We start from the raw sequence: 18,300 nt of genomic DNA, 5'->3' as shown, positions 1-18,300 counted from the left end.
GGTGGGGCAGGTATTGTGAACGTTTAGTCTAACCGCTCTAGCTGCCAGAGAATTTGGTTGCCTTCGCGGCGCACCCGCGACACTGACCAGTTACGCCAAGCCCAATATTCACCCCGGCTGGTAACGGCGCTGGCGTTCACATCCATCAGGTCGGCCAACTCAGAGCTGGTGATCAAGTAACCTTCTTTCGCGATCGCATCAGCAATATGCAGCGTATCGATCATGTTGCGTAGCTGTGTAACTCGCGCCTCACGGGGTAAATTCTCGGTGGTTTCGATGGCGTCGTTAACCCCTGAATCAGCCATTATGTTCCTTTAGAAAACTCGCCTCTATTTTATGCCTTTTGCTGAAAAAGGCCCGCTTAATTGCATCAATCATTTATTGCTTAACAAAAGACAAATATCTATTATTCACGGAGAGGAGATCAAATGGCTAAATCCGCTGCTTTGGGATGTCGCTGTAGCGCCATGGTTTGGTTTTGAGAAAAAGCCCGGGCAATTTCATCACACCGCTCATTCCCGACATTTCCGGTATGACCGCGTACATATGTCCACTGGATGGGGGCTCCCGTTTGTTGCTTGGCCGCCTGATTGACGGCGTCTAATTCTTGCCACAAGTCTTTGTTGAGAACGGGTTTTTTGGCGGAGGTTTGCCAATCCCGCCGTTTCCAACCACTAATCCACTGAGTGATGCCTTTTTTGACGTACTCACTGTCGGTGAATAGTTCCACTGGGGTGGTTTGCCCCATGGCGATGAGGGCTTGCAGCCCCGCGATCGCCGCCTGCATTTCCATCCGGTTGTTGGTCGTTTGGGTGGCGCGCCCTCCCAACTCATGGACGGAGCCGTCCGTGAAATACAGTACCGTGCCCCAGCCCCCCGGCCCAGGATTGCCAGAGCAAGCCCCATCGGTGTAAATCGCATGGATGGCAGGCAAGGAGTCTGCTGCCCCGGTGTCAGGTGTGGTCGCTGTCTTCGTCGCGACCTCTGAGGGGCCTGCCTCTGGATGGCTGGAAGTGCTGCCCTGCTTCGTTTTCAGAAACTGTAAAAAATCGAGCACTTGGCCCAGCACGGGGTCGGCGACGCCCTCAATTTCTTGAATGAGTTGGTCTTTTAGGGTCATGAAATCACGGAAAGAGGCGATGTTTGGAGTGTTGCCGCTGGCAAATGCTGGGCGAAACCAAGCTTTGCCAGTGGGCACCTCGAAGAATAGCTTAGGTGATTTCTCAAGATGAAAGCATCACTATTCGTCGCCAGGAATGAGATCGCCAGACTGATGAGACAGCGGCTTAATCAGTCAAGGCGATCGGTCGTCGCTATTTTACGGCTGGCTGAATGCTGCTTCGGGAACGCAGGGCGGTAATCGTGTCGCAGCAAGCTTGGGCCACCTGGTCGATTTCGGCTGGGGTATTGAAGCGACCGAGGCCAAACCGGAGGGAGGCATAGGCGAGGGCATCGGTGTGACCGATCGCTTTGAGCACGTGAGAAGGCGCGGTGCTGGTAGAACTGCAAGCGGCCCCGGAGGAAAGGGCGACGACATTTTTCAGCCCCAAGAGCAGGGCTTGGCCATCCACCCCGGCGACGCTGATGTTGAGATTGTGGGCGAGGCGCTGGGTAGGGTGACCGTTTAGCTGCACCCCTGGTAAAGCTTGCAGGGCCTGCCAGAGGCGATCGCGCATGGCCCCTAACCGGGCTTGCTCGCTCGCTTGGTTGGCCCACGCTAACTCCAGGGCTTTGCCCAAACCGACAATTTGTGGAGTGTAGAGCGTGCCCGATCGCCGTCCCCGTTCGTGACCGCCCCCGTGCAGTTGCGCCGCCAGGTTGACGCGGGGCTGGCGCTGACGCACATACAGCGCCCCAATGCCTTTGGGGCCGTAGACTTTGTGGGCGGTGCAGGAAAGCAAATCGATGTGCTGGGCTTGCACATCCAGGTCAATTTTGCCGATCGCTTGGGCCGCGTCCGTATGGAACAGGACGCCCCGGTCGTGACAGCATTGCCCAATCTCAGCCAAAGGCTGCAACACGCCGATTTCATTATTCGCCGCCATGACGGAAACGAGGATCGTGTCATCCCGCAGCGATCGCGCCAGTTCTGCCACATCAATGAGTCCATCCGGCCCGACGGGCAGATAGGTGACCTCAAAGCCCAAGCCCTCTAAGTAGCGACAGGGATCCAGCACAGCGCTATGCTCCGTCGCCACGGTGACAATGTGCCGACCTTGGCTGAAATACGCTTCGGCAACGCCTTTAATAGCTAGGTTATTGGCCTCCGTGGCACCGCTGGTGAAGACAATTTCGGTGGGGGTCGCGTTCAGGCCAGCGGCGATGATTTCGCGCGATCGCTGCACAGCGGCCTCGGCTTCCCAACCGTAAAGGTGGCCGACGCTGGCCGGATTACCAAAATGCTCGGTAAAAAACGGCAGCATCGCCGCCATCACTAGCGGATCGACGGGCGTCGTGGCATGGCAATCTAAATAAACCGGTCGAGAGGGTCGCGCCATGGCAAAACCGAGATGAATACTCCCAGTCACAGTATTCTCAATTTAGCGATTTTAGACCGGGGTCAGCTCAAGGGCTGCACCTGGCCGATTATTGTTGGCAGTTGGTTGCCCGATGCCGCCATCTTTGTCTTTTACGGCTGGGCCAAAGTCATGGGCCTGCCAGAACAGGTGATTTGGAACGAGGCGTATTACACCCCCGTTTGGCAGGGTATTTTTGCGATCGGCAACTCCATTCCCCTGGCCCTGGTGGGCATCGGCTGGTTTCTCTGGGCCAAATCGCCGGGCGGGGTGGCCTTGTCAGCCAGTGCCTTGTTGCACCATTTAGAAGATTTGCCTCTGCACCATGAGGACGCCCACCAGCATTTTTGGCCGTTGAGTGATTACCGCTTCATCAGCCCGGTGTCGTATTGGGACGCTGACCATCATGGTAATTATGGGGCGCTCGCTGAACTCGCCCTGGTGCTGGTGGCGAGTGTCGTGTTGTGGCGGCGGGTGCGATCGCGCTGGGGGCGGAGCCTGCTACTCCTGGTCAACACGGTCTATGTCGGTGGGTATTGGCAGTTTTATGGCTAGTCGTCCCGGGGGGAGTGGGGGGCTGATGGGTCGCCGGATGTATGGCGATCGCGAGTGGCACTGAAGGAATCTTCACCCTGGATGTCTTAACGAGCATCGATATTCTCTCCGGCTCAGCTACCCTAGAAATGATCGGTTGAGGGAGCCTTGATGACCTTACAAGAACTCATACAAGAAGCTCAACGATTGAGTTGGCAAGAGCAGCTTCATCTAGCCACTCGTTTGTTGCAGTGGGCTGAAACTAAAATGCCGACTCAGCATGACAGTCAATTATCACAACAGCGCCAACCAGATCTGCATCCAGGGGCATTCTGCGTTGCTGACGATTTTGATGAGCCGTTGCCTGATAGCTTTTGGCTCGGTGAAGGATGAAGCTTTTGATGGATACCCACACGTTTATCTGGTGGGACAGTCAATCGAGTCAAATTCCTGCGGGTACGTTGGATGCATTGAAGGACTCCAACAATGAGGTCTTGCTCAGCCTGGTGAGCATTTGGGAAATTCAGATCAAATCGCATTTGGGCAAGCTGGAGTTGCAAGAACCTTTGCTGAATGTTGTTCAACGACAGGAAACCCAGAACGGTGTGGTGATTCTTCCCATTACCCTGGCTCACATTATTGAGCTAGAGCAGTTGCCCTGGCATCACAAAGACCCGTTTGATCGACTACTCATTGCTCAGGGTCGGGTTGAGGCTGCAACGCTGGTATCCAAAGATCCGGCTTTTGCTCAGTATGACTGCGAAAGGCTTTGGTAACTGGTCAGACGTGAATGAGCCTTTGCATTGGGCGATCGCGCTGGGGACGGGGCCTACTGCTCTTAGTCAATACGCTTTATGTTCAGGGGTATTGGCAGTTTTATGGCTAGTCACCCGGTTGGGAATTGGGGGATGATGGGTCGCTTTTGTGGCGCATGGCGATCACTAGCGGGGTTGAGGTTGAAATTTGTCGCGATGCCGCTTGCAGCTCCGGACTTGACTAGATGTTGGCGATCGCGATGCCGGAGTCAGGGCTTGTGATCACGCTAGTACCGGAGGCGGTGTACGGCGATATCATCCCCGCGATCGCCCGCCCTCAGCCCGCCCCGCCCCGTCCAATATCGCTGGCGAGTTGAGGCAATGCCCCAGGTGTCCGGTATCGTGGTGTTACCGTGGTCTGACTCAATCGTTTTGATATCATGCGCTCAATCTTGATGGCGTTGTGATGGCCTGAGTCTGATCAGAGACGGGTGGCCATCGGTCACGTTGAGTCCGTCGTCGTCGCGATCGCCCGCTGGATGTCGGGCGCGATCGCCGCTAACCTGACGTTGGATAATTTTGCTAAGGAGAGGTCTGTGACCACGAGCACCTGGTTCAATGCCACCCAACTGCGACGCGATTGGTTTTCCAACGTGCCGCGCGACTTGTTGGCCGGAACCGTGGTGGCGTTGGCCTTGATTCCCGAAGCGATCGCCTTTTCTATCATTGCCGGAGTCGATCCCAAGGTGGGGCTCTATGCCTCATTCATCATTGCGGTGGTGACCGCCATTTTTGGTGGGCGACCCGGTCTGATCTCAGCGGCGACTGGGGCGACGGCGCTGCTGATGGTGTATTTGGTCAAAGACCATGGGGTGCAGTACCTCTTCGCCGCCACCATTCTTACCGGCATTTTGCAGATCATCTTTGGCGTGCTGAAGCTGGGCAAGCACATGAAGTTTGTGCCGCGAGCGGTGATGGTGGGGTTTGTAAATGCCCTGGCGATTCTGATCTTTCAGGCGCAGTTGCCCCAGCTGCAGGGAGGGTCTTGGCTGGTGTATGTCATGGTGGCGATCGGGCTGGCGATCATTTATTTGCTGCCGCGCGTGACGCAGTTGGTGCCTTCGCCGCTGGTGGCGATCGTGGTACTCACGGCTGCCGCCATGACGCTGAATCTGGATGTGCCGACCGTGGGAGATATGGGCGAGTTGCCAACCACCCCGCCGATCTTCATGCTGCCGCAGGTACCTCTGACCTTCGAAACGCTGCAAATTATTCTGCCGGTGGCGGCCACGCTGGCGATCGTCGGCCTGCTGGAGTCGCTGCTGACGGCCTCGCTGGTGGACGAACTGACGGACACCCCCAGCGATAAAAACCGGGAAGCCAAGGGTCAAGGCATCGCCAACATGATTACGGGTTGCTTTGGCGGCATGGCCGGATGCGCCATGATTGGTCAGTCGGTGATCAATATTCAGTCGGGTGGCCGTAAACGCCTTTCGACGTTCTCCGCTGGGGTGCTGCTGCTGTTTTTTATTCTGGTGCTGGGGCGCTGGGTGAGTCAGATTCCCATGGCGGCGCTGGTGGCAGTAATGATTATGGTGTCGATTGGGACGTTTAACTGGGCGTCGATCAAAAATATTCGCCGCGTTCCCAAGAGCGAAACGGCGGTGATGGTGACCACGGTATTGATCACGGTCTACACCCACAATCTGGCGATCGGGGTAATCATCGGCATTGCCTTAAGTACGGTGTTCTTTTCCAATAAAATTGCCCAAGTGGTCTTTGTCGATTCGGTGTTGAGCCACGATGGAGATGAACGCACGTATAAAGTTGGGGGACAACTCTTTTTTGTCTCGGTTGAAGACTTTCTCAATGCGTTCGACTTTGAGGAGGATTTGGCGCGGGTGATCGTCGATTTCAGCCATGCCCATCTATGGGATCAGTCGGCGGTGAATGCGATTGATCGGGTGGTGCTCAAGTTTCGCCGCCACGGGGCCGATGTCGAACTTTTGGGCGTGAACGAAGCGAGTCAGTCCCTGCTCAATCGCTTGGCGACTCACAACGATCCCCAGGCCCAGCAGAATTCTGCGAACCACTAGAGCTAGAGTCGATGAAACAAATCTTGCTATGTACGGATGGATCGGTCTTTGCCCAAAGCGCCTATCAATATGCTGGCTGGCTCGTCCCGCGACTCCAAGCCCAAGTGAATGTGTTGTATGTGTCTGACATTCGGAGTCAAAAGGTGGCTTCCACAGGCAATTACAGTGGCGCGATCGGGCTGGGAGCCTCGCGCGAACTGCTGCATCAGTTGGTCGAGCTCGAACATGAGCGAGCCAAGCTCAACCACCAAAAAGCGCAGCTCATCTTGCAAGATGCGGAACAGCAGCTGCAAGCGATCGGGGTGACACAACTCCAGCTCATCCACGAGACGGGTTATTTGGTCGATATTTTGCACGACTTTGAAGCCGAGGCTGACTTAATCATGCTCGGCAAGCGGGGCGAAGCGGCTGAGTTTGCCCAGGGTCATCTGGGGACTAAGGTGGAGCGGATTGTCCGCGCGAGTCACAAACCCTGTTTAATTACGACGCGGGATTATCAACCGATTCAGCGTCTGCTGCTGGCCTATGACGGCAGTCCCAGCGCGCACAATATGCTGACCTTTCTCTTGGCCTCGCCAGCGTTTAAAGGATTGGAGCTACACATTGTAACCGTTGGCAAAAAGGAGGATGATGAGACAGCCCAGGCCCACTTACTGGAGGCCGACCGGCAAGCGCAAGCGGCGGGATGGCAACCGATTTGTCACCTCATTCCAGGGGTGCCAGAAGTCGCGATCGCGCACTATATCGAAGCTCACCACATGCATTTGTTGCTGATGGGGGCCTACGGTCATAGCCGCATTCGTCGCCTGATTATCGGGAGTACCACGCTGCAATTGTTGCAGAGTAGCCCGGTGCCAATATTGCTATTTCGCTAATGGGGACGATCGCTCCCGCACATTTGCTCACTATGGTTATGACTACTGATGATGAAAACATGGCTATTACTAACCGCATAAATTTCCGCAACCTGCGGGGCGATATTCTCGGCGGACTGACTGCTGCGGTCGTCGCCTTGCCCATGGCCCTGGCCTTTGGGATCGCGTCAGGGGCAGGAGCCGCCGCTGGCCTCTGGGGCGCGATTCTCGTGGGCTTTTTTGCCGCCCTCTTTGGGGGCACCCCGAGTCTCATCTCCGAGCCCACTGGCCCAATGACGGTGATTGTCACCGCCGTCATTGCTGCCACCACTGCCAGCGATCCAGAAAATGGGTTGGCCATGGCATTTACCGTAGTGATGCTAGCGGGCCTATTCCAAATCGCCTTTGGCCTGCTGAAGCTAGGGCGTTATATCACGATGCTGCCCTACAACGTCATCTCCGGCTTCATGACGGGCATTGGGGTGATTCTGATTTTTATGCAGATCGCGCCATTCCTCGGGCAAGAGACGCCGACCGGCGGCGTGTGGGGCGTCATCACCAATTTTCCCACCCTGATTGCGAACCTCAGTCCTTGGGAAACGGGGCTCGGCGTTTTGACCCTGGCGATTTTATTCCTCTATCCCAATACGCTAAAAAAATATGTGCCGCCTCAGCTAGTCGCGCTCGTGATTGGCACCGTCGTTTCTTTACTCTTCTTGCGCAATATTGATATTCGCACCATCTCCACGATTGGCGAAATCACCCCCGGTTTGCCCAATTTCCAGTTCCCGACCTTTACCCCTGGCAATTTGCGCTTGATGTTTGTCAACGCGATGGTGTTGGGCATGGTCGGTTCCATCGACTGTCTGCTGACGTGCCTGGTGTCTGACAGCCTGACCCGCCATGAGCACAAGTCCAACAAGGAGTTGATTGGTCAGGGCATCGCCAATATTGTGACCGGACTGTGCGGCGGCATCGCCGGTTCCGGGGCAACCACCGCTACCGTGGTGAACATTCAAGCGGGAGGTCGCACCGCGCTCTCCGGCATCAGCCGCGCCTTGATTTTATTAGTAGTGGTGCTGTGGGCCGCGCCGCTGACCTCAGGCATTCCCCTCGCCGTCCTCGCGGGCATCGTCCTCAAGGTCGGCATCGACATTATCGATTGGGGCTTCCTTAAGCGCGTCCACAAAATCTCTTGGAAGGCCGCTGGCATTGTCTACAGTGTCGTCGTGTTGACGGTGTTTGTGGACCTGATGGTCGCCGTGGCCGTGGGTGTATTTATTGCCAATATTCTCACCATTGCCCGCCTCGAAGAGTTGCAGACCGAGTCGGTGAAAACCATCACGGATGCCGATGATCAAATTGTCCTTTCTTCTGAGGAAAAGGCCATCCTCGATCAGGCCAATGGCCGCATCTTGCTCTTTCACTTGAGTGGACCGATGATTTTTGGCGTCGCCAAGGCTATTTCGCGAGAGCACGATGCCAGTGGCACCTATGATGTGCTGATCCTTGATTTGAGTGAAGTGCCCGTATTGGGGGTTACCTCTTCCCTGGCTTTGGAAAATGCGGTGAAAGAAGCGGTGGAAGATCACCGTGAGGTGATGATCGTTGGCGCTACGGGTAAAGTGCAAGGACGACTCGAAAAGTTGGGCATTGGGTCGCTCGTGCCGGATGACCACTGGTTAAGCGATCGCCTGCAAGCCCTAGAAAAAGGGTTAGCGATCGTCCAGCACCAGCAAGCGACGATGCCGACCCCAGCCCCGCTAAAAGAAACCGTGGGCTAAGAGAAGAGCCCGTTCCTCGTGACAGGGATTAAACCCTAAAGGGCTCGACTGTTGTGGCTGGGTTGTACTAACAGCCCAGTCACTTTACGGTTTTCCCCCCGGTTTCTCAGCCATTTCTGCGGGTGGCGACAAAAAGCGTGTTTTATAGTGAAACAGAACGCTTACATGAATCTTTGAGACAAACTTATGGTGTTATTTGGCTTTGGCAAAAAGCTTGAACTTCCTAGCCCTGATGAAGCGCTGCCGGGTCGCAGCGAATCGATGCCGGTGCCCGACCAGCACTATGTCAACGGCAATCCTCTGAAGCCCCCCTTCCCTGCTGGCATGGAAACTGCTGTGTTTGGCATGGGCTGCTTTTGGGGCGCTGAACGCAAGTTTTGGGAAACTGATGGCGTATACACCACTGCTGTGGGTTATGCGGCAGGCCATACCCCGAACCCGACTTATCGCGAAGTGTGCTCTGGCAGAACGGGGCATAACGAAGTGGTGCTGGTGGTATACGATCCCAGCGTCATCAGCTATGAGGGCATTCTCAAAATCTTTTGGGAAAATCACAATCCCACCCAGGGGATGCGTCAGGGCAATGATACTGGCACCCAATATCGCTCGGGGATTTACACCTATTCCGATGAGCAGAGCAAATTGGCTGAGGCGTCTCGTGATGCCTACCAGCAGCGCCTGAAGCAAGAAGGCTACGACAAAATTACGACCGAAATCTTGGCCGCGCCTGAGTTCTACTACGCAGAAGATTATCACCAGCAATACCTGGCGAAGAATCCCGGCGGGTACTGTGGCATGGGTGGCACCGGAGTTGCTTGCCCAACGGGTCTGAGCGTTTAACACCACGCTCTCAATAGCTCAGTCCTAAACTCAGTGCCCGGGAATGCGATCGCATTCCCGGGCACTCCATAGTTTTAGTCGCAGCGATCGCTGCCTTACCTGGAATGGCCATCAATCCGGCTGATCTGGGCTGCTTGCTAGGATGAGACAAGCTGCATACCCAGAATATGAAGGCGCATGACGACTCAACAGGCATCGACGGAACTGGCATACGTCCCGCTCGACAGTTTACAAAATAGCCGCAATGCCGAGTTTCCCGAAAATATGGGGATGTTATTGTTCTTCTTCGTGATGTTCGGTCTGCTCGGCACGCTGATTGCCTGCTTAGCCTCAGAGTAGCCCCATCGCCAAATCGATGACAGATTTACTAGTTGGGCGATCGGTTTCACACAAACACCGTTTCAGCCCTATTAACGACTGAAACGGTGTAAGCGGAGTGGACTGGATATCGATGGTTCGACACCGAGACTGGAACAGTTAAGGGCGATCGCTTATGCCATCACAGGGATTTGAATGCCGCTGAGGATGCCATCTTGCTGAGCCATATGCATCATCAGATCGAGCACGCGGCAGGAGTAGCCCCACTCGTTGTCATACCAAGAGACCACCTTGAAAAACTGATCGTTCAGCTCCATGCCAGCCCCGGCATCAAAGATGCTCGAATGAGGATCAGTGGTGAAATCCGAAGACACCACCGGTTCTTCGGTGTATCCCAAAATGCCTTTCATCGGCCCATCGGCAGCCGCCTTCATCGCCGCGCAAATGGCCTTATAGCTAGTAGTTTGGGTAGTCTTAAAGGTCAAATCCACCACAGAGACATCGGGGGTCGGCACCCGCAACGCCATCCCTGTGAGTTTCCCCTTGAGCTCTGGCAGCACTAACGCTACCGCTTTAGCCGCGCCAGTCGAAGCGGGAATGATGTTTTGGCCCGCACCGCGACCACCGCGCATATCTTTCTTGCTAGGCCCATCCACAGTGGGCTGGGTGGCGGTCGAAGCGTGAACGGTAGTCATCAAGCCTTCGGCTAGACCAAAGTTATCGTTAATCACTTTCGCGATCGGGGCCAGGCAGTTGGTGGTGCAGCTCGCATTCGACACAATCAAATCTTTCTCGGGATTAAAGGTGTCGTGGTTAACGCCGACCAACAAGGTGGGAATCAAGTCAGGATCTTTAGTGGGAGCCGAGAGAATTACCCGCTTCGCGCCCGCTTCCAGATGCAGCTTCGCGCCGTCATACTGCGTGAACAGACCCGTGGACTCCACCACATAATCCGCCCCCAGTTCGCCCCAGGGCAGCTCCGCCGGATTCCGCACCGACATGGTGGGAATAAACTTACCATCGACTTCTATGCCGCCTTCTTTGGCTTCCACCGTGCCGTTATAGCGGCCGTGGGTCGAGTCGTACTTGAGCAGATACGCCAGATTTTCGGGGGGCACTAAGTCATTGATGCCGACGAACTCAATATTGGGGTTTTTGATCGCTGCCCGAAAAACCAAACGGCCAATGCGGCCAAAACCGTTAATGCCGACTTTGAGAGTGCTCATAAGGGTGTCCTTTGGGTGAGTGAGCCAAGGTGCCTGCATCAGTTCTGCTGACTAGCCTCTCGCCATTCGCTAACTTTGCCGACAAGTCATGTTCCTTGTCCTTGGTTAGGGGGCGAGAGCTGACAACCAGTGCAAGACACCGATAGCACTGATTGAAGGGTATGAATCTCAACCCAGTGCCATTGCCCCTATAAAATCATGCCTATTTCAAACAGCCTGATCCCTTATGATTTCCCTCAAGGTTGTCGCTTTTTTTGTTGACAAATGTAAACTCGACATTCAAGTCACCAGCTCGCGTGAAGCCTTGGGGGAACTGCTGCCTCAAGGCCCTAATGCCCTTGCATTACTAGAACTAATAGCCAACAAGACGCGATCGCAATTGCTAGCCAAGGACGAGAGGGGGCACACTGTTTTCTTGGCAAGATGCGATAGGGTACTAGCAATTGCGTTCTGTCTGAATTGATGACTGATTCTGCGATCGCCTCTCCCCCCGCGATTCCCACTGGCGCATTGCGCCGGGTTCACCACTATGCGCTAAATGTGCAGGATATGGCGGCATCGCGACAGTTTTACGGGCAAGTGTTGGGGCTGCATGAATTGCAGGGGGCAGAGGTGCCCGAAACGCTGAAGGATTTAGTGGCTGAGGGCAAAGTAGCCAACTTTCGCACCCCCGATGGCACCATTCTTGATTTGTTTGGGGAACCGGACTTAGCGCCGCCGCATCCTGACCCCACCCAGCAATTTACCCGCGCCAATCACCTGGCGTTTGACATCGCTCCCGAGCAGTTTGACTCAGCGGTGGCGGCGCTGAAAGTCAGCAACGTGCAGATTGACCATGGGCCGGTGAGTCGCCCAACGGGACGGGGCATTTACTTTTATGATCCAGATGGCTTTTTGTTGGAAATTCGCTGCGACCCGACCTAAACCATTAGAACGGCGGATGTCGTCACCCTCAAAGAGTTGCATCGTCAGCCAGCGCTATCGTGACGGCACCCATGGGTGAAGCGTTGCAGCCCCAGCACAATCCCCACGCAGGAGAATCACATCATGGAAATTGAACGCTCTGGTCAACATGAACTATCCGCCGAGGAGCAGGCCCACCTCGAAAAGCTGCGGCATTTGGTAGAGTCGGCCCTAGCTGATGGCAAAGTTTCTGAGACCGAAACCCAAGCCATTCGAGCCCTCATTCACGCTGATCATCAGGTGACGCCCGAAGAGCTCCAGACTATTCGCTCGACCATGAAAGCAATGCTAGGGGATGCGACCCTGGAATATGACTGGAGCTGACCTGCTGACACTACTGTGGCGTTGTCCAATCATCAGGCGGTGGAGGGATGGGTCGGTGAATAGGGTGCCATCCTGAGCGGATGTCAGCCCGCAGCGATGCTCGGTATGATGGGTGTGCCCATTAAGCGGTGGCCTTGCCGAATAAAAACCACTGGCTCCACCCGCTAGTCGGGCCAGGTGTTGCCAGTGGTATGCGTCAAAATTGCCATTCACAAATAGGGCGGGTAGTTACCCCTATGACATGGCTTGAATGATGTAGTCAAAATAAGGCTCAGCTTCGCTGGCTTCCTCTGCCGACAACAGGCCGAGAGAGGCGTCTTTGAGACAGCGAATGGCGTCAGCCATGCCGGGAACGGGCACATCCAGCGCGTTGTACATTTCTCGTACACCGACTAAACCAATCCGCTCGATGGGGTCTTTGTCGCCCGCGATGATGCCGTAAGTAATCAAGCGCAAGTACCAACCATAATCGCGCAAACAAAGAGCTCGCTGCTTTTGGCCAAAGGCGTTACCACCGGGGGCGATGTAGTCGGGGCGAAGAACCCACAGTTCTTTGCTGGCCTTATCCACAATCTTTTTTTCGTTCTCAGACAGCGTCTGAGCGATTTGCATGCGACGCTCACCCGTCGAGAGGTAAGTTTCAATGTTTTTGAGCTCGCCAACGGTGGGATAGCGCAGCTCATCATCGGCGTTCAAAATGACTTGGCTTACTACAGACATAGTGTTTATAAAAACTGGGATGGATGACTGCTCAACATTGATAGTGTACAGAGTTCAGTCTTCTCAGGAAAGGAATTCGTAGTCTGTGTAACGGCTTTGAGAGATTTTTGCGGCATTTCAGGGCTGAAATGTTTACACTTCTTTATGAAGGCGCTCATGATTTTTGACCCCATGGACCAGCGGACACCTCAGTCGGGGCTCTCGTCGTGGGCGGAAGCCCCAGCGTTAGAGGGGATTGTGTTTGACATAGCAAAATTTAACGGGCGAAGTTCAAACTTGAAAGGTGAAACCCTTTTAGCACAGGGCTTTTGGTATTTTTAAGGCATGAGGGTTTCATGACGCGGATTGGATGACTCGCACGGTCTGCCAAGTTTGGTCTGGGTTGCCGGTGATCACCCCGCCCGCCTGATGAATTTGCTGGAGGGCCGCGATCGCGGCGGCGGTAATCCGCTCTCCCGCCAGCACCAGGGGAATACCGGGGGGATAGGGACAGAGGGCATCGGCGGCGACCTGCCCGACGGCTTGCTGTATAGGGACGGCGATCGCGGTGGCAAAAAAGGCTTCACGGGGCGTCAGTGGGGGCTGAGAAAGCGGGGCTGGCGCGGGTCGGCAATCGCTGACCCCAGGGGGGCAGTCATGACTTGATCGCCATGCTGCGGCTTGTTCTACCAGGGCGGCAAAAGCGGCGGCGAGGCGATCGCCATCCGGGGGCCGATTGCCCAAGCTGAGGATGAACGCCAACTGTCTCAGGGTCGGGAGTTCAGCCGTAACGTGCTGCTGCTCATGCAAAAACTCATCGGCGGCGAAGCCGGTGATGCCTAGTCGGGCAACATCGACCACCAGCCGGGTGGGATCAAGCTGAAAGGGGGACGGAGCAGAGGATAAATGCGCGGGGGACAGGACGGTGAAATCCTTCAGGTGCTGGAGATCTGAGCGAACCTGTTGGGCGATCGCCAGCGTTTGCGCCAGCAGGTCTGGTCCAGCGGTCGCGAGTTGCTGACGGGCGGCATCCAGCGAGGCCAACAGCAGGTAATTGGGACTGGTGGACTGGGTGAGTTGTAGGGCTTGGCGCAGGCGATCGCGGTTCACTCGCGATCCTTGCACATGCAGCATGGCCGCTTGCGTCATTGCGCCCAGGGTCTTGTGGGTGGATTGGATAACGAGGTCGGCTCCCGCCGCGATCGCGCCCTGGGGCAAGTCAGGATGCCAGCCCAAATGAGCCCCGTGGGCCTCGTCCACGATCAAGATGGCACCGTGTTGGTGGACGCCGCGAGCGATCGCGGCGAGATCGGCACACACCCCGTGATAGCTGGGTGAAACCACCACCACGGTGTGAATTGCGGGATAAGTCTGGAGGGCGTGCTCAATGTGCGCGGCGGTGACGCCAAAGGCCAAGTCCCAGAGATCGTCATGCCACGGGGCGAGATAGAGCGGCATCGCCCCCGCCAAGACCAGCCCGGCAAACACCGACTGGTGAGCATTGCGGGGAATGAGGACTTGATCACCGGGACCACTAACCGCTAGCAACGCCGCCTGAAGGCCACAAGTTGAGCCGTTAGCCAAAAAGTGGGTGGCGTCGGCTCCGAAGGCCTGGGCGGCGAGTGCTTGCGCTGCGGCGATCGGCCCGGTGGGGGCAAACAGATTATCCAGTTCGGGCAGTTCGGGTAGGTCAGCTTGCAGGCCCCACCCCACCAGGTCTTGCAGTGCCAAGGATGCGCCCTGCCCCCGCTTGTGACCAGGGGCATAAAAGGCGGCATGCTCTCGCCTCGCCGCTGAGGCCAAAGCCGTCAGTAATGGCGTAGTGCTCTGCTTGTTCATACCCCATCGAGTCCCAGCGGGCACTCGGCTTCAACTTCATCCGGTTGGCGCTTAGGGCGCATCTGACGACTGTTTTTGACACAGCAGCAGGGCAAATTGTCGCTGATCGTCGGTGAAAATATGGCGGACGGCCAGGTCAAAGGCCAACAGCTCTTGCGTCAGCACTTCGGTGTCAAATTTACGGGAAATCTCACTAAACAGTCGCTCACCCTGGGCAAACTCGACGGTGAGGTTCAGGGCTTGCAGGGTGATGGTTTGGGCCGTCAGGCTTTCGATATACATTTCGACCTGGCGATCGCCCTCGTTATAGAACGCCACATGGCGAAATTGGGTGAGGTCAAAGTTGCCGTCAAACCGCCAGTTAAGGTGTTTCAGCATATTCAGGTTAAACGCGGCACTAATGCCCTGCTGGTCGTTGTAGGCGGCCTCTAGGGTGGCGGTATCTTTGTGCAAATCCACCCCGAGTAAGAAGTAGTCGCCGCTGGCTAGCGCTTGGCTGACCTGTTGAAAAAAGCGCTGCTCGGGCGCTGGAGCCAAATTGCCCAAGGTGCTGCCAATGAACGCGATGAGCCGCCGGGGATAGTCCGTTGGGGGCAGGTTTTGCAGCGCTTGGTCATAGGTGCTGACGAGGCCATGCACCGTGAGCTGGTCGTACTCGGTGAGCAGGGCCTGGGCGCTGGTTTCGAGCATGGTGCCGCTGACATCCACCGGCACGTACCGCAACGGCAAGCCCCGCTGCTGATAAGCGTTGAACAGCAACCGGGTTTTGCTGGCGCTGCCGCTGCCCAGTTCAATCAGGTCGCACGGCCCCACGATATCAGCGATCGCTCCGGCATCGGTGGCTAAAATTTGCCGCTCGGTGCGAGTTAGATAATATTCCGGCAGTTCGGTAATTTGCTCAAAGAGTTCTGACCCGTGGGCATCGTAAAAATACTTCGGCGGTAACGCCTTATGGGGTTGGGTGAGGCCCGTAATCACGTCTTGACCGGCGGCGGCGGCAGCATGATTAGCGGAGTCCATCCGGTTTTCGAGGGTCAGGCGATCGCCCTGAATGACTGAGTCCGCAGAGGCGGCGGCATCGGCGTCAGTGTGAGCGGGGGTCGGATGGAGGGAAGGAAAGGGAACTGGCATAAAGTTTCAAAATTCAGCAGGGGCGAAGCATGCCCCACCGTATTCTGACATTGCCGGATACGAATGCACTAGGTATTTACGGCGCAGCGAAAGCCGGCAAAGACCTGCTGAACGTTGGGGTGATACCAATTGCGAAAGGTGGAGCGCAGCACCCAGGGGCGCGTGGCCCAACTGCCGCCGCGCAAAACGCGATGGGCGCGGTCAAAATACGCCTGCGAATATTCCCGATAGGGAAACGCTTCAAACTCCGGATAGGCATCAAACCAACTGCTCGTCCATTCCCACACGTTGCCCAGCAGATCATCACAGCCGATGGCGCTACGCCCTGCCGCAAACTGACCGACCGGCGTCACGCCGCCATGACGCCCGCCAAAGTTGCCGTGGCGATCGCTCAACGTCTCCTCGCCCCAAGGCCAGGACTGCTGCCTTTGCTGGCCTGGGTGCCAGCGCGCCGCCCGTTCCCATTGCGCTTCGGTGGGGAGGCGCTTGCCCACAAAACAGGCGTAAGCGTCGGCCTCATACCAGCTCACCCCACAGACCGGCGTTTGGGGCTGGGCAGTTTGCCAATAGAGGGGCTGGGTAATCTCAAAGCGATGCCGCCAGATCCAGCCTTCGGGCTGCCACCATTGGCTGTTGTGATAGCCGCCAGCGGCGATAAATTTGGCGTACTCCTCGACGGTGACGGGGGTGCGATCAATCCAAAAATCCTCCACCTCAACGGCGTGGGGCGATCGCTCATTATCCAGCGACTCCACGGTGTCGTTCCCCATGGTCAATTCGCCACCGGGCACAAACACCATGCTGTCGGTCGAGGCCTCTTCCCAAACCGGCAGGGGCGCTGACGGAAACACCTCGGCGGGCACCTGCGCCTGGGTGTGCGGCCAGCGATGTAGGGTTAACAGATAGGTGGCGGTTTCGGCATGTTGGCTTTCGTGCTGCAAGAGCCAGCGCCAGAGCCGCAGTTGATGCCCCAAGGGCACCCGATCTAAAAAGGTCAAGGTGCGATCGCGAATGTCGGCCATGTAGGCCAGAATGGTCGGCAAATCGGGCAGATTTTCCCGCTCGGCCTTGGGCAACCCGTCAGCGGCAAACAATTTTTGATATTGCGGATAGGGACAGGGCGATCGCTGCAACCGTTCCAGCAGCCACAGCGACTCGGTAAAGGCGATGTGACCAAAGTGCCAGCCGATGGGACTAAAGTCAGAATGCGCTTGCCGTCGCCATTCTCGGGCGGTCAAATCTTGCGCCAACCGCAACGTACTTTCACGGCAGGCCCGCAGGTCGGCCCGCAGTTGTTGGCGTTGCTCGGTGCGCGACACATTAGATGCCGCTAATGGGGTGGTACTGGAGATCACGATTGGCGTTGAAAGTAAACAACGAATGCTCTTTTAAGCGTTCCCAAGGGGCTGCAAACAATGGCTCTGAGGCCACCGTGACAGCGTTAGGAAGTTGCAAATTGTTACTCAGCCAGTATAAAGAAGGGGCGCGCCCATGGGACGCCACCCGTGAACCGATCAGGGTTTGCCCATCGCTGATCAACACATTGGCGGCAACGGGGGTGTCATATTTTTGGGCGAGCGCTAACAGCTGACCCAGGGCAATCCCTAAAGCCGAAACGAGGGACGGCGGGGAGGGGGCTGACAGCGCCGTGAGTACCAGCCCCCAAATATGCTCTGAGTCGGTGTTGCCCTGAATCGCGGCGTAAACGCGATCGCTCATCAATTGCCGCATGGGTCGATACAGCGTTTCCCGAAAATTCTTGATGTAGCCATTGTGGGTAAACAGCAAATTGCCGGACTGAAACGGCTGGCAGTTGCTGATATCCACTCCCTGACCGGGGGTGGCACTGCGCACGTAGGCGAGCGCGCAACCTGTCGTGATGTAGCGACACAACGGCTCGACATTGGGGTCGTTCCACATCGGCAGCACGTTGCGATAGGTAAACGGTTCCCGAACTTGGGCCGCGTCATACCACCCCAAGCCAAAGCCGTCGGCATTCAACAAGGCCACTTCTAATTCTTTCGGCGCATAAGACTGCACCATGAGGGAGTGGGGCGGCTGAAGTAAGAGCGAGTCGAGGGCGATCGCTGGCCCCACATAGCCCAAAAGACGACACATACGCTTGGCAAGAACCCCGGTTTCTCGGTGGTCAGGATGAATCTGCATCCGTATCTTCCCATGAGACACTTGGGTTCTGAGCGCTCAGAGGTGGGGCGATCGCGGCCTTGCCACCTTCTCCGGCGGCGATCGGGGCAGTTGCACAGTTAGGCCAACCTCACCGCCTGCGGCACCTCTCCTTCGCAAGGAGAGGTTTATCTAAACTCCGGTTCCTCCCCTTCCGGTTCCTCTCCTTGCCAAGGCTACTAAGTACACACAAGTCATGTTGTAGTAGGATGCTGCCAGAAAACATGGGGTCATCGA

20 protein-coding genes are annotated in these 18,300 nt (G+C 56.3%); 11 read left to right on the top strand and 9 right to left on the bottom strand.

The genetic code is table 11. From position 1 onward, the window contains the following. Positions 1–23 precede the first annotated feature (23 nt). From JUK32_RS05295 to JUK32_RS05285, 3 genes are all read right to left on the bottom strand, one after another. Positions 24–305, bottom strand: coding sequence for a hypothetical protein (locus JUK32_RS05295; protein ID WP_039726439.1), 282 nt, complete (start codon positions 303–305; stop codon positions 24–26). 119 nt (positions 306–424) lie between these two features. After that, positions 425–1,120: a ribonuclease HI gene (gene rnhA, locus JUK32_RS05290; RefSeq protein WP_204137804.1), complete on the bottom strand. Its 696-nt coding sequence runs from the start codon at positions 1,118–1,120 to the stop codon at positions 425–427. Between the two features lie 193 nt (positions 1,121–1,313). After that, a complete protein-coding gene (locus JUK32_RS05285) occupies positions 1,314–2,498 on the bottom strand; it encodes a cysteine desulfurase family protein (RefSeq protein WP_204137803.1) in 1,185 nt (394 codons plus the stop codon). Between the two features lie 12 nt (positions 2,499–2,510). On the opposite strand from JUK32_RS05285, the gene JUK32_RS05280 reads away from it, so the two are divergent. The 9 genes from JUK32_RS05280 (at position 2,511) to JUK32_RS05245 (ending at position 9,718) form a co-directional block, all read left to right on the top strand. After that, positions 2,511–3,071, top strand: coding sequence for a hypothetical protein (locus tag JUK32_RS05280; RefSeq protein ID WP_204137802.1), 561 nt, complete (start codon positions 2,511–2,513; stop codon positions 3,069–3,071). A gap of 150 nt (positions 3,072–3,221) precedes the next feature. Beyond that, positions 3,222–3,443 carry a hypothetical protein gene (locus JUK32_RS05275; RefSeq protein WP_204137801.1) on the top strand — a complete coding sequence of 74 codons (222 nt, stop codon included), beginning with the start codon at positions 3,222–3,224 and terminating at the stop codon, positions 3,441–3,443. Positions 3,444–3,451: 8 nt separating this feature from the next. Next, entirely contained in the window at positions 3,452–3,826 is a 375-nt protein-coding gene (locus JUK32_RS05270) for a type II toxin-antitoxin system VapC family toxin (RefSeq protein ID WP_239112350.1), read from the top strand. Between the two features lie 224 nt (positions 3,827–4,050). Beyond that, positions 4,051–4,182 (top strand): hypothetical protein, encoded by a 132-nt coding sequence (locus JUK32_RS27930; protein WP_255538095.1) that lies wholly within the window; start codon positions 4,051–4,053, stop codon positions 4,180–4,182. A gap of 114 nt (positions 4,183–4,296) precedes the next feature. Then, positions 4,297–5,901, top strand: coding sequence for a SulP family inorganic anion transporter (locus tag JUK32_RS05265; RefSeq protein ID WP_309224494.1), 1,605 nt, complete (start codon positions 4,297–4,299; stop codon positions 5,899–5,901). Positions 5,902–5,912: 11 nt separating this feature from the next. Further along, entirely contained in the window at positions 5,913–6,776 is an 864-nt protein-coding gene (locus JUK32_RS05260) for a universal stress protein (RefSeq protein ID WP_204137799.1), read from the top strand. 59 nt (positions 6,777–6,835) lie between these two features. Beyond that, positions 6,836–8,539 carry a SulP family inorganic anion transporter gene (locus JUK32_RS05255; RefSeq protein ID WP_204137831.1) on the top strand — a complete coding sequence of 568 codons (1,704 nt, stop codon included), beginning with the start codon at positions 6,836–6,838 and terminating at the stop codon, positions 8,537–8,539. Between the two features lie 186 nt (positions 8,540–8,725). Then, positions 8,726–9,379, top strand: a complete 654-nt coding sequence (msrA, locus tag JUK32_RS05250) for a peptide-methionine (S)-S-oxide reductase MsrA (RefSeq protein WP_204137798.1) — start codon at positions 8,726–8,728, stop codon at positions 9,377–9,379. Positions 9,380–9,556: 177 nt separating this feature from the next. Further along, positions 9,557–9,718: a hypothetical protein gene (locus tag JUK32_RS05245; RefSeq protein ID WP_204137797.1), complete on the top strand. Its 162-nt coding sequence runs from the start codon at positions 9,557–9,559 to the stop codon at positions 9,716–9,718. A gap of 152 nt (positions 9,719–9,870) precedes the next feature. Here the strand turns inward: JUK32_RS05245 and gap are convergent, their stop codons facing one another. Continuing rightward, the gene (gap, locus tag JUK32_RS05240) at positions 9,871–10,923 is read right to left on the bottom strand and encodes a type I glyceraldehyde-3-phosphate dehydrogenase (protein WP_204137796.1); all 1,053 of its coding nucleotides are present in this window, start codon (positions 10,921–10,923) and stop codon (positions 9,871–9,873) included. Positions 10,924–11,385: 462 nt separating this feature from the next. Between gap and JUK32_RS05235 the strand changes: the two genes are divergently transcribed. Continuing rightward, on the top strand, positions 11,386–11,847 hold the full coding sequence (locus JUK32_RS05235) for a VOC family protein (RefSeq protein WP_204137795.1): 462 nt from the start codon (positions 11,386–11,388) through the stop codon (positions 11,845–11,847). 123 nt (positions 11,848–11,970) lie between these two features. Continuing rightward, entirely contained in the window at positions 11,971–12,210 is a 240-nt protein-coding gene (locus tag JUK32_RS05230; protein ID WP_204137794.1) for a TerB family tellurite resistance protein, read from the top strand. Positions 12,211–12,444: 234 nt separating this feature from the next. Here JUK32_RS05230 and JUK32_RS05225 read toward each other — a convergent pair whose 3' ends face one another. The 5 genes from JUK32_RS05225 to egtC all read right to left on the bottom strand — a co-directional run bounded on the left by JUK32_RS05225 (position 12,445) and on the right by egtC (position 18,045). Beyond that, a complete protein-coding gene (locus tag JUK32_RS05225) occupies positions 12,445–12,930 on the bottom strand; it encodes an allophycocyanin subunit alpha-B (RefSeq protein WP_204137793.1) in 486 nt (161 codons plus the stop codon). A 333-nt stretch (positions 12,931–13,263) separates the two neighbouring features. Further along, positions 13,264–14,748 carry an aminotransferase class I/II-fold pyridoxal phosphate-dependent enzyme gene (locus JUK32_RS05220; RefSeq protein ID WP_204137792.1) on the bottom strand — a complete coding sequence of 495 codons (1,485 nt, stop codon included), beginning with the start codon at positions 14,746–14,748 and terminating at the stop codon, positions 13,264–13,266. A gap of 51 nt (positions 14,749–14,799) precedes the next feature. Further along, positions 14,800–15,879, bottom strand: a complete 1,080-nt coding sequence (gene egtD, locus JUK32_RS05215) for an L-histidine N(alpha)-methyltransferase (RefSeq protein ID WP_204137791.1) — start codon at positions 15,877–15,879, stop codon at positions 14,800–14,802. A 68-nt stretch (positions 15,880–15,947) separates the two neighbouring features. After that, on the bottom strand, positions 15,948–17,234 hold the full coding sequence (locus JUK32_RS05210; protein ID WP_309224493.1) for an SUMF1/EgtB/PvdO family nonheme iron enzyme: 1,287 nt from the start codon (positions 17,232–17,234) through the stop codon (positions 15,948–15,950). Then, positions 17,200–18,045 carry an ergothioneine biosynthesis protein EgtC gene (egtC, locus tag JUK32_RS05205; RefSeq protein ID WP_239112349.1) on the bottom strand — a complete coding sequence of 282 codons (846 nt, stop codon included), beginning with the start codon at positions 18,043–18,045 and terminating at the stop codon, positions 17,200–17,202. Before egtC ends, JUK32_RS05210 begins: the two co-directional genes overlap by 35 nt. Positions 18,046–18,300: the final 255 nt, after the last annotated feature.

The sequence above is a fragment of the Halomicronema sp. CCY15110 genome (assembly GCF_016888165.1).
In the GTDB taxonomy this organism is placed as follows: domain Bacteria; phylum Cyanobacteriota; class Cyanobacteriia; order Phormidesmidales; family Phormidesmidaceae; genus Halomicronema.
This window is presented reverse-complemented; position numbering and strand designations above follow the sequence as displayed.

What these genes read in the sequence shown, in the direction of transcription:
- gap (WP_204137796.1), bottom strand. Translation starts at nt 10,923, where the DNA reads ATGAGCACTCTCAAAGTCGGCATTAACGGTTTTGGCCGCATTGGCCGT.
- JUK32_RS05295 (WP_039726439.1), bottom strand. Translation starts at nt 305, where the DNA reads ATGGCTGATTCAGGGGTTAACGACGCCATCGAAACCACCGAGAATTTA.
- rnhA (WP_204137804.1), bottom strand. Translation starts at nt 1,120, where the DNA reads ATGACCCTAAAAGACCAACTCATTCAAGAAATTGAGGGCGTCGCCGAC.
- JUK32_RS05260 (WP_204137799.1), top strand. Translation starts at nt 5,913, where the DNA reads ATGAAACAAATCTTGCTATGTACGGATGGATCGGTCTTTGCCCAAAGC.
- JUK32_RS05225 (WP_204137793.1), bottom strand. Translation starts at nt 12,930, where the DNA reads ATGTCTGTAGTAAGCCAAGTCATTTTGAACGCCGATGATGAGCTGCGC.
- msrA (WP_204137798.1), top strand. Translation starts at nt 8,726, where the DNA reads ATGGTGTTATTTGGCTTTGGCAAAAAGCTTGAACTTCCTAGCCCTGAT.
- JUK32_RS27930 (WP_255538095.1), top strand. Translation starts at nt 4,051, where the DNA reads ATGTTGGCGATCGCGATGCCGGAGTCAGGGCTTGTGATCACGCTAGTA.
- JUK32_RS05245 (WP_204137797.1), top strand. Translation starts at nt 9,557, where the DNA reads ATGACGACTCAACAGGCATCGACGGAACTGGCATACGTCCCGCTCGAC.
- JUK32_RS05275 (WP_204137801.1), top strand. Translation starts at nt 3,222, where the DNA reads ATGACCTTACAAGAACTCATACAAGAAGCTCAACGATTGAGTTGGCAA.
- JUK32_RS05220 (WP_204137792.1), bottom strand. Translation starts at nt 14,748, where the DNA reads ATGAACAAGCAGAGCACTACGCCATTACTGACGGCTTTGGCCTCAGCG.
- egtD (WP_204137791.1), bottom strand. Translation starts at nt 15,879, where the DNA reads ATGCCAGTTCCCTTTCCTTCCCTCCATCCGACCCCCGCTCACACTGAC.
- JUK32_RS05285 (WP_204137803.1), bottom strand. Translation starts at nt 2,498, where the DNA reads ATGGCGCGACCCTCTCGACCGGTTTATTTAGATTGCCATGCCACGACG.
- JUK32_RS05270 (WP_239112350.1), top strand. Translation starts at nt 3,452, where the DNA reads ATGGATACCCACACGTTTATCTGGTGGGACAGTCAATCGAGTCAAATT.
- JUK32_RS05280 (WP_204137802.1), top strand. Translation starts at nt 2,511, where the DNA reads ATGAATACTCCCAGTCACAGTATTCTCAATTTAGCGATTTTAGACCGG.
- JUK32_RS05235 (WP_204137795.1), top strand. Translation starts at nt 11,386, where the DNA reads ATGACTGATTCTGCGATCGCCTCTCCCCCCGCGATTCCCACTGGCGCA.
- JUK32_RS05230 (WP_204137794.1), top strand. Translation starts at nt 11,971, where the DNA reads ATGGAAATTGAACGCTCTGGTCAACATGAACTATCCGCCGAGGAGCAG.
- JUK32_RS05255 (WP_204137831.1), top strand. Translation starts at nt 6,836, where the DNA reads ATGGCTATTACTAACCGCATAAATTTCCGCAACCTGCGGGGCGATATT.
- egtC (WP_239112349.1), bottom strand. Translation starts at nt 18,045, where the DNA reads ATGCAGATTCATCCTGACCACCGAGAAACCGGGGTTCTTGCCAAGCGT.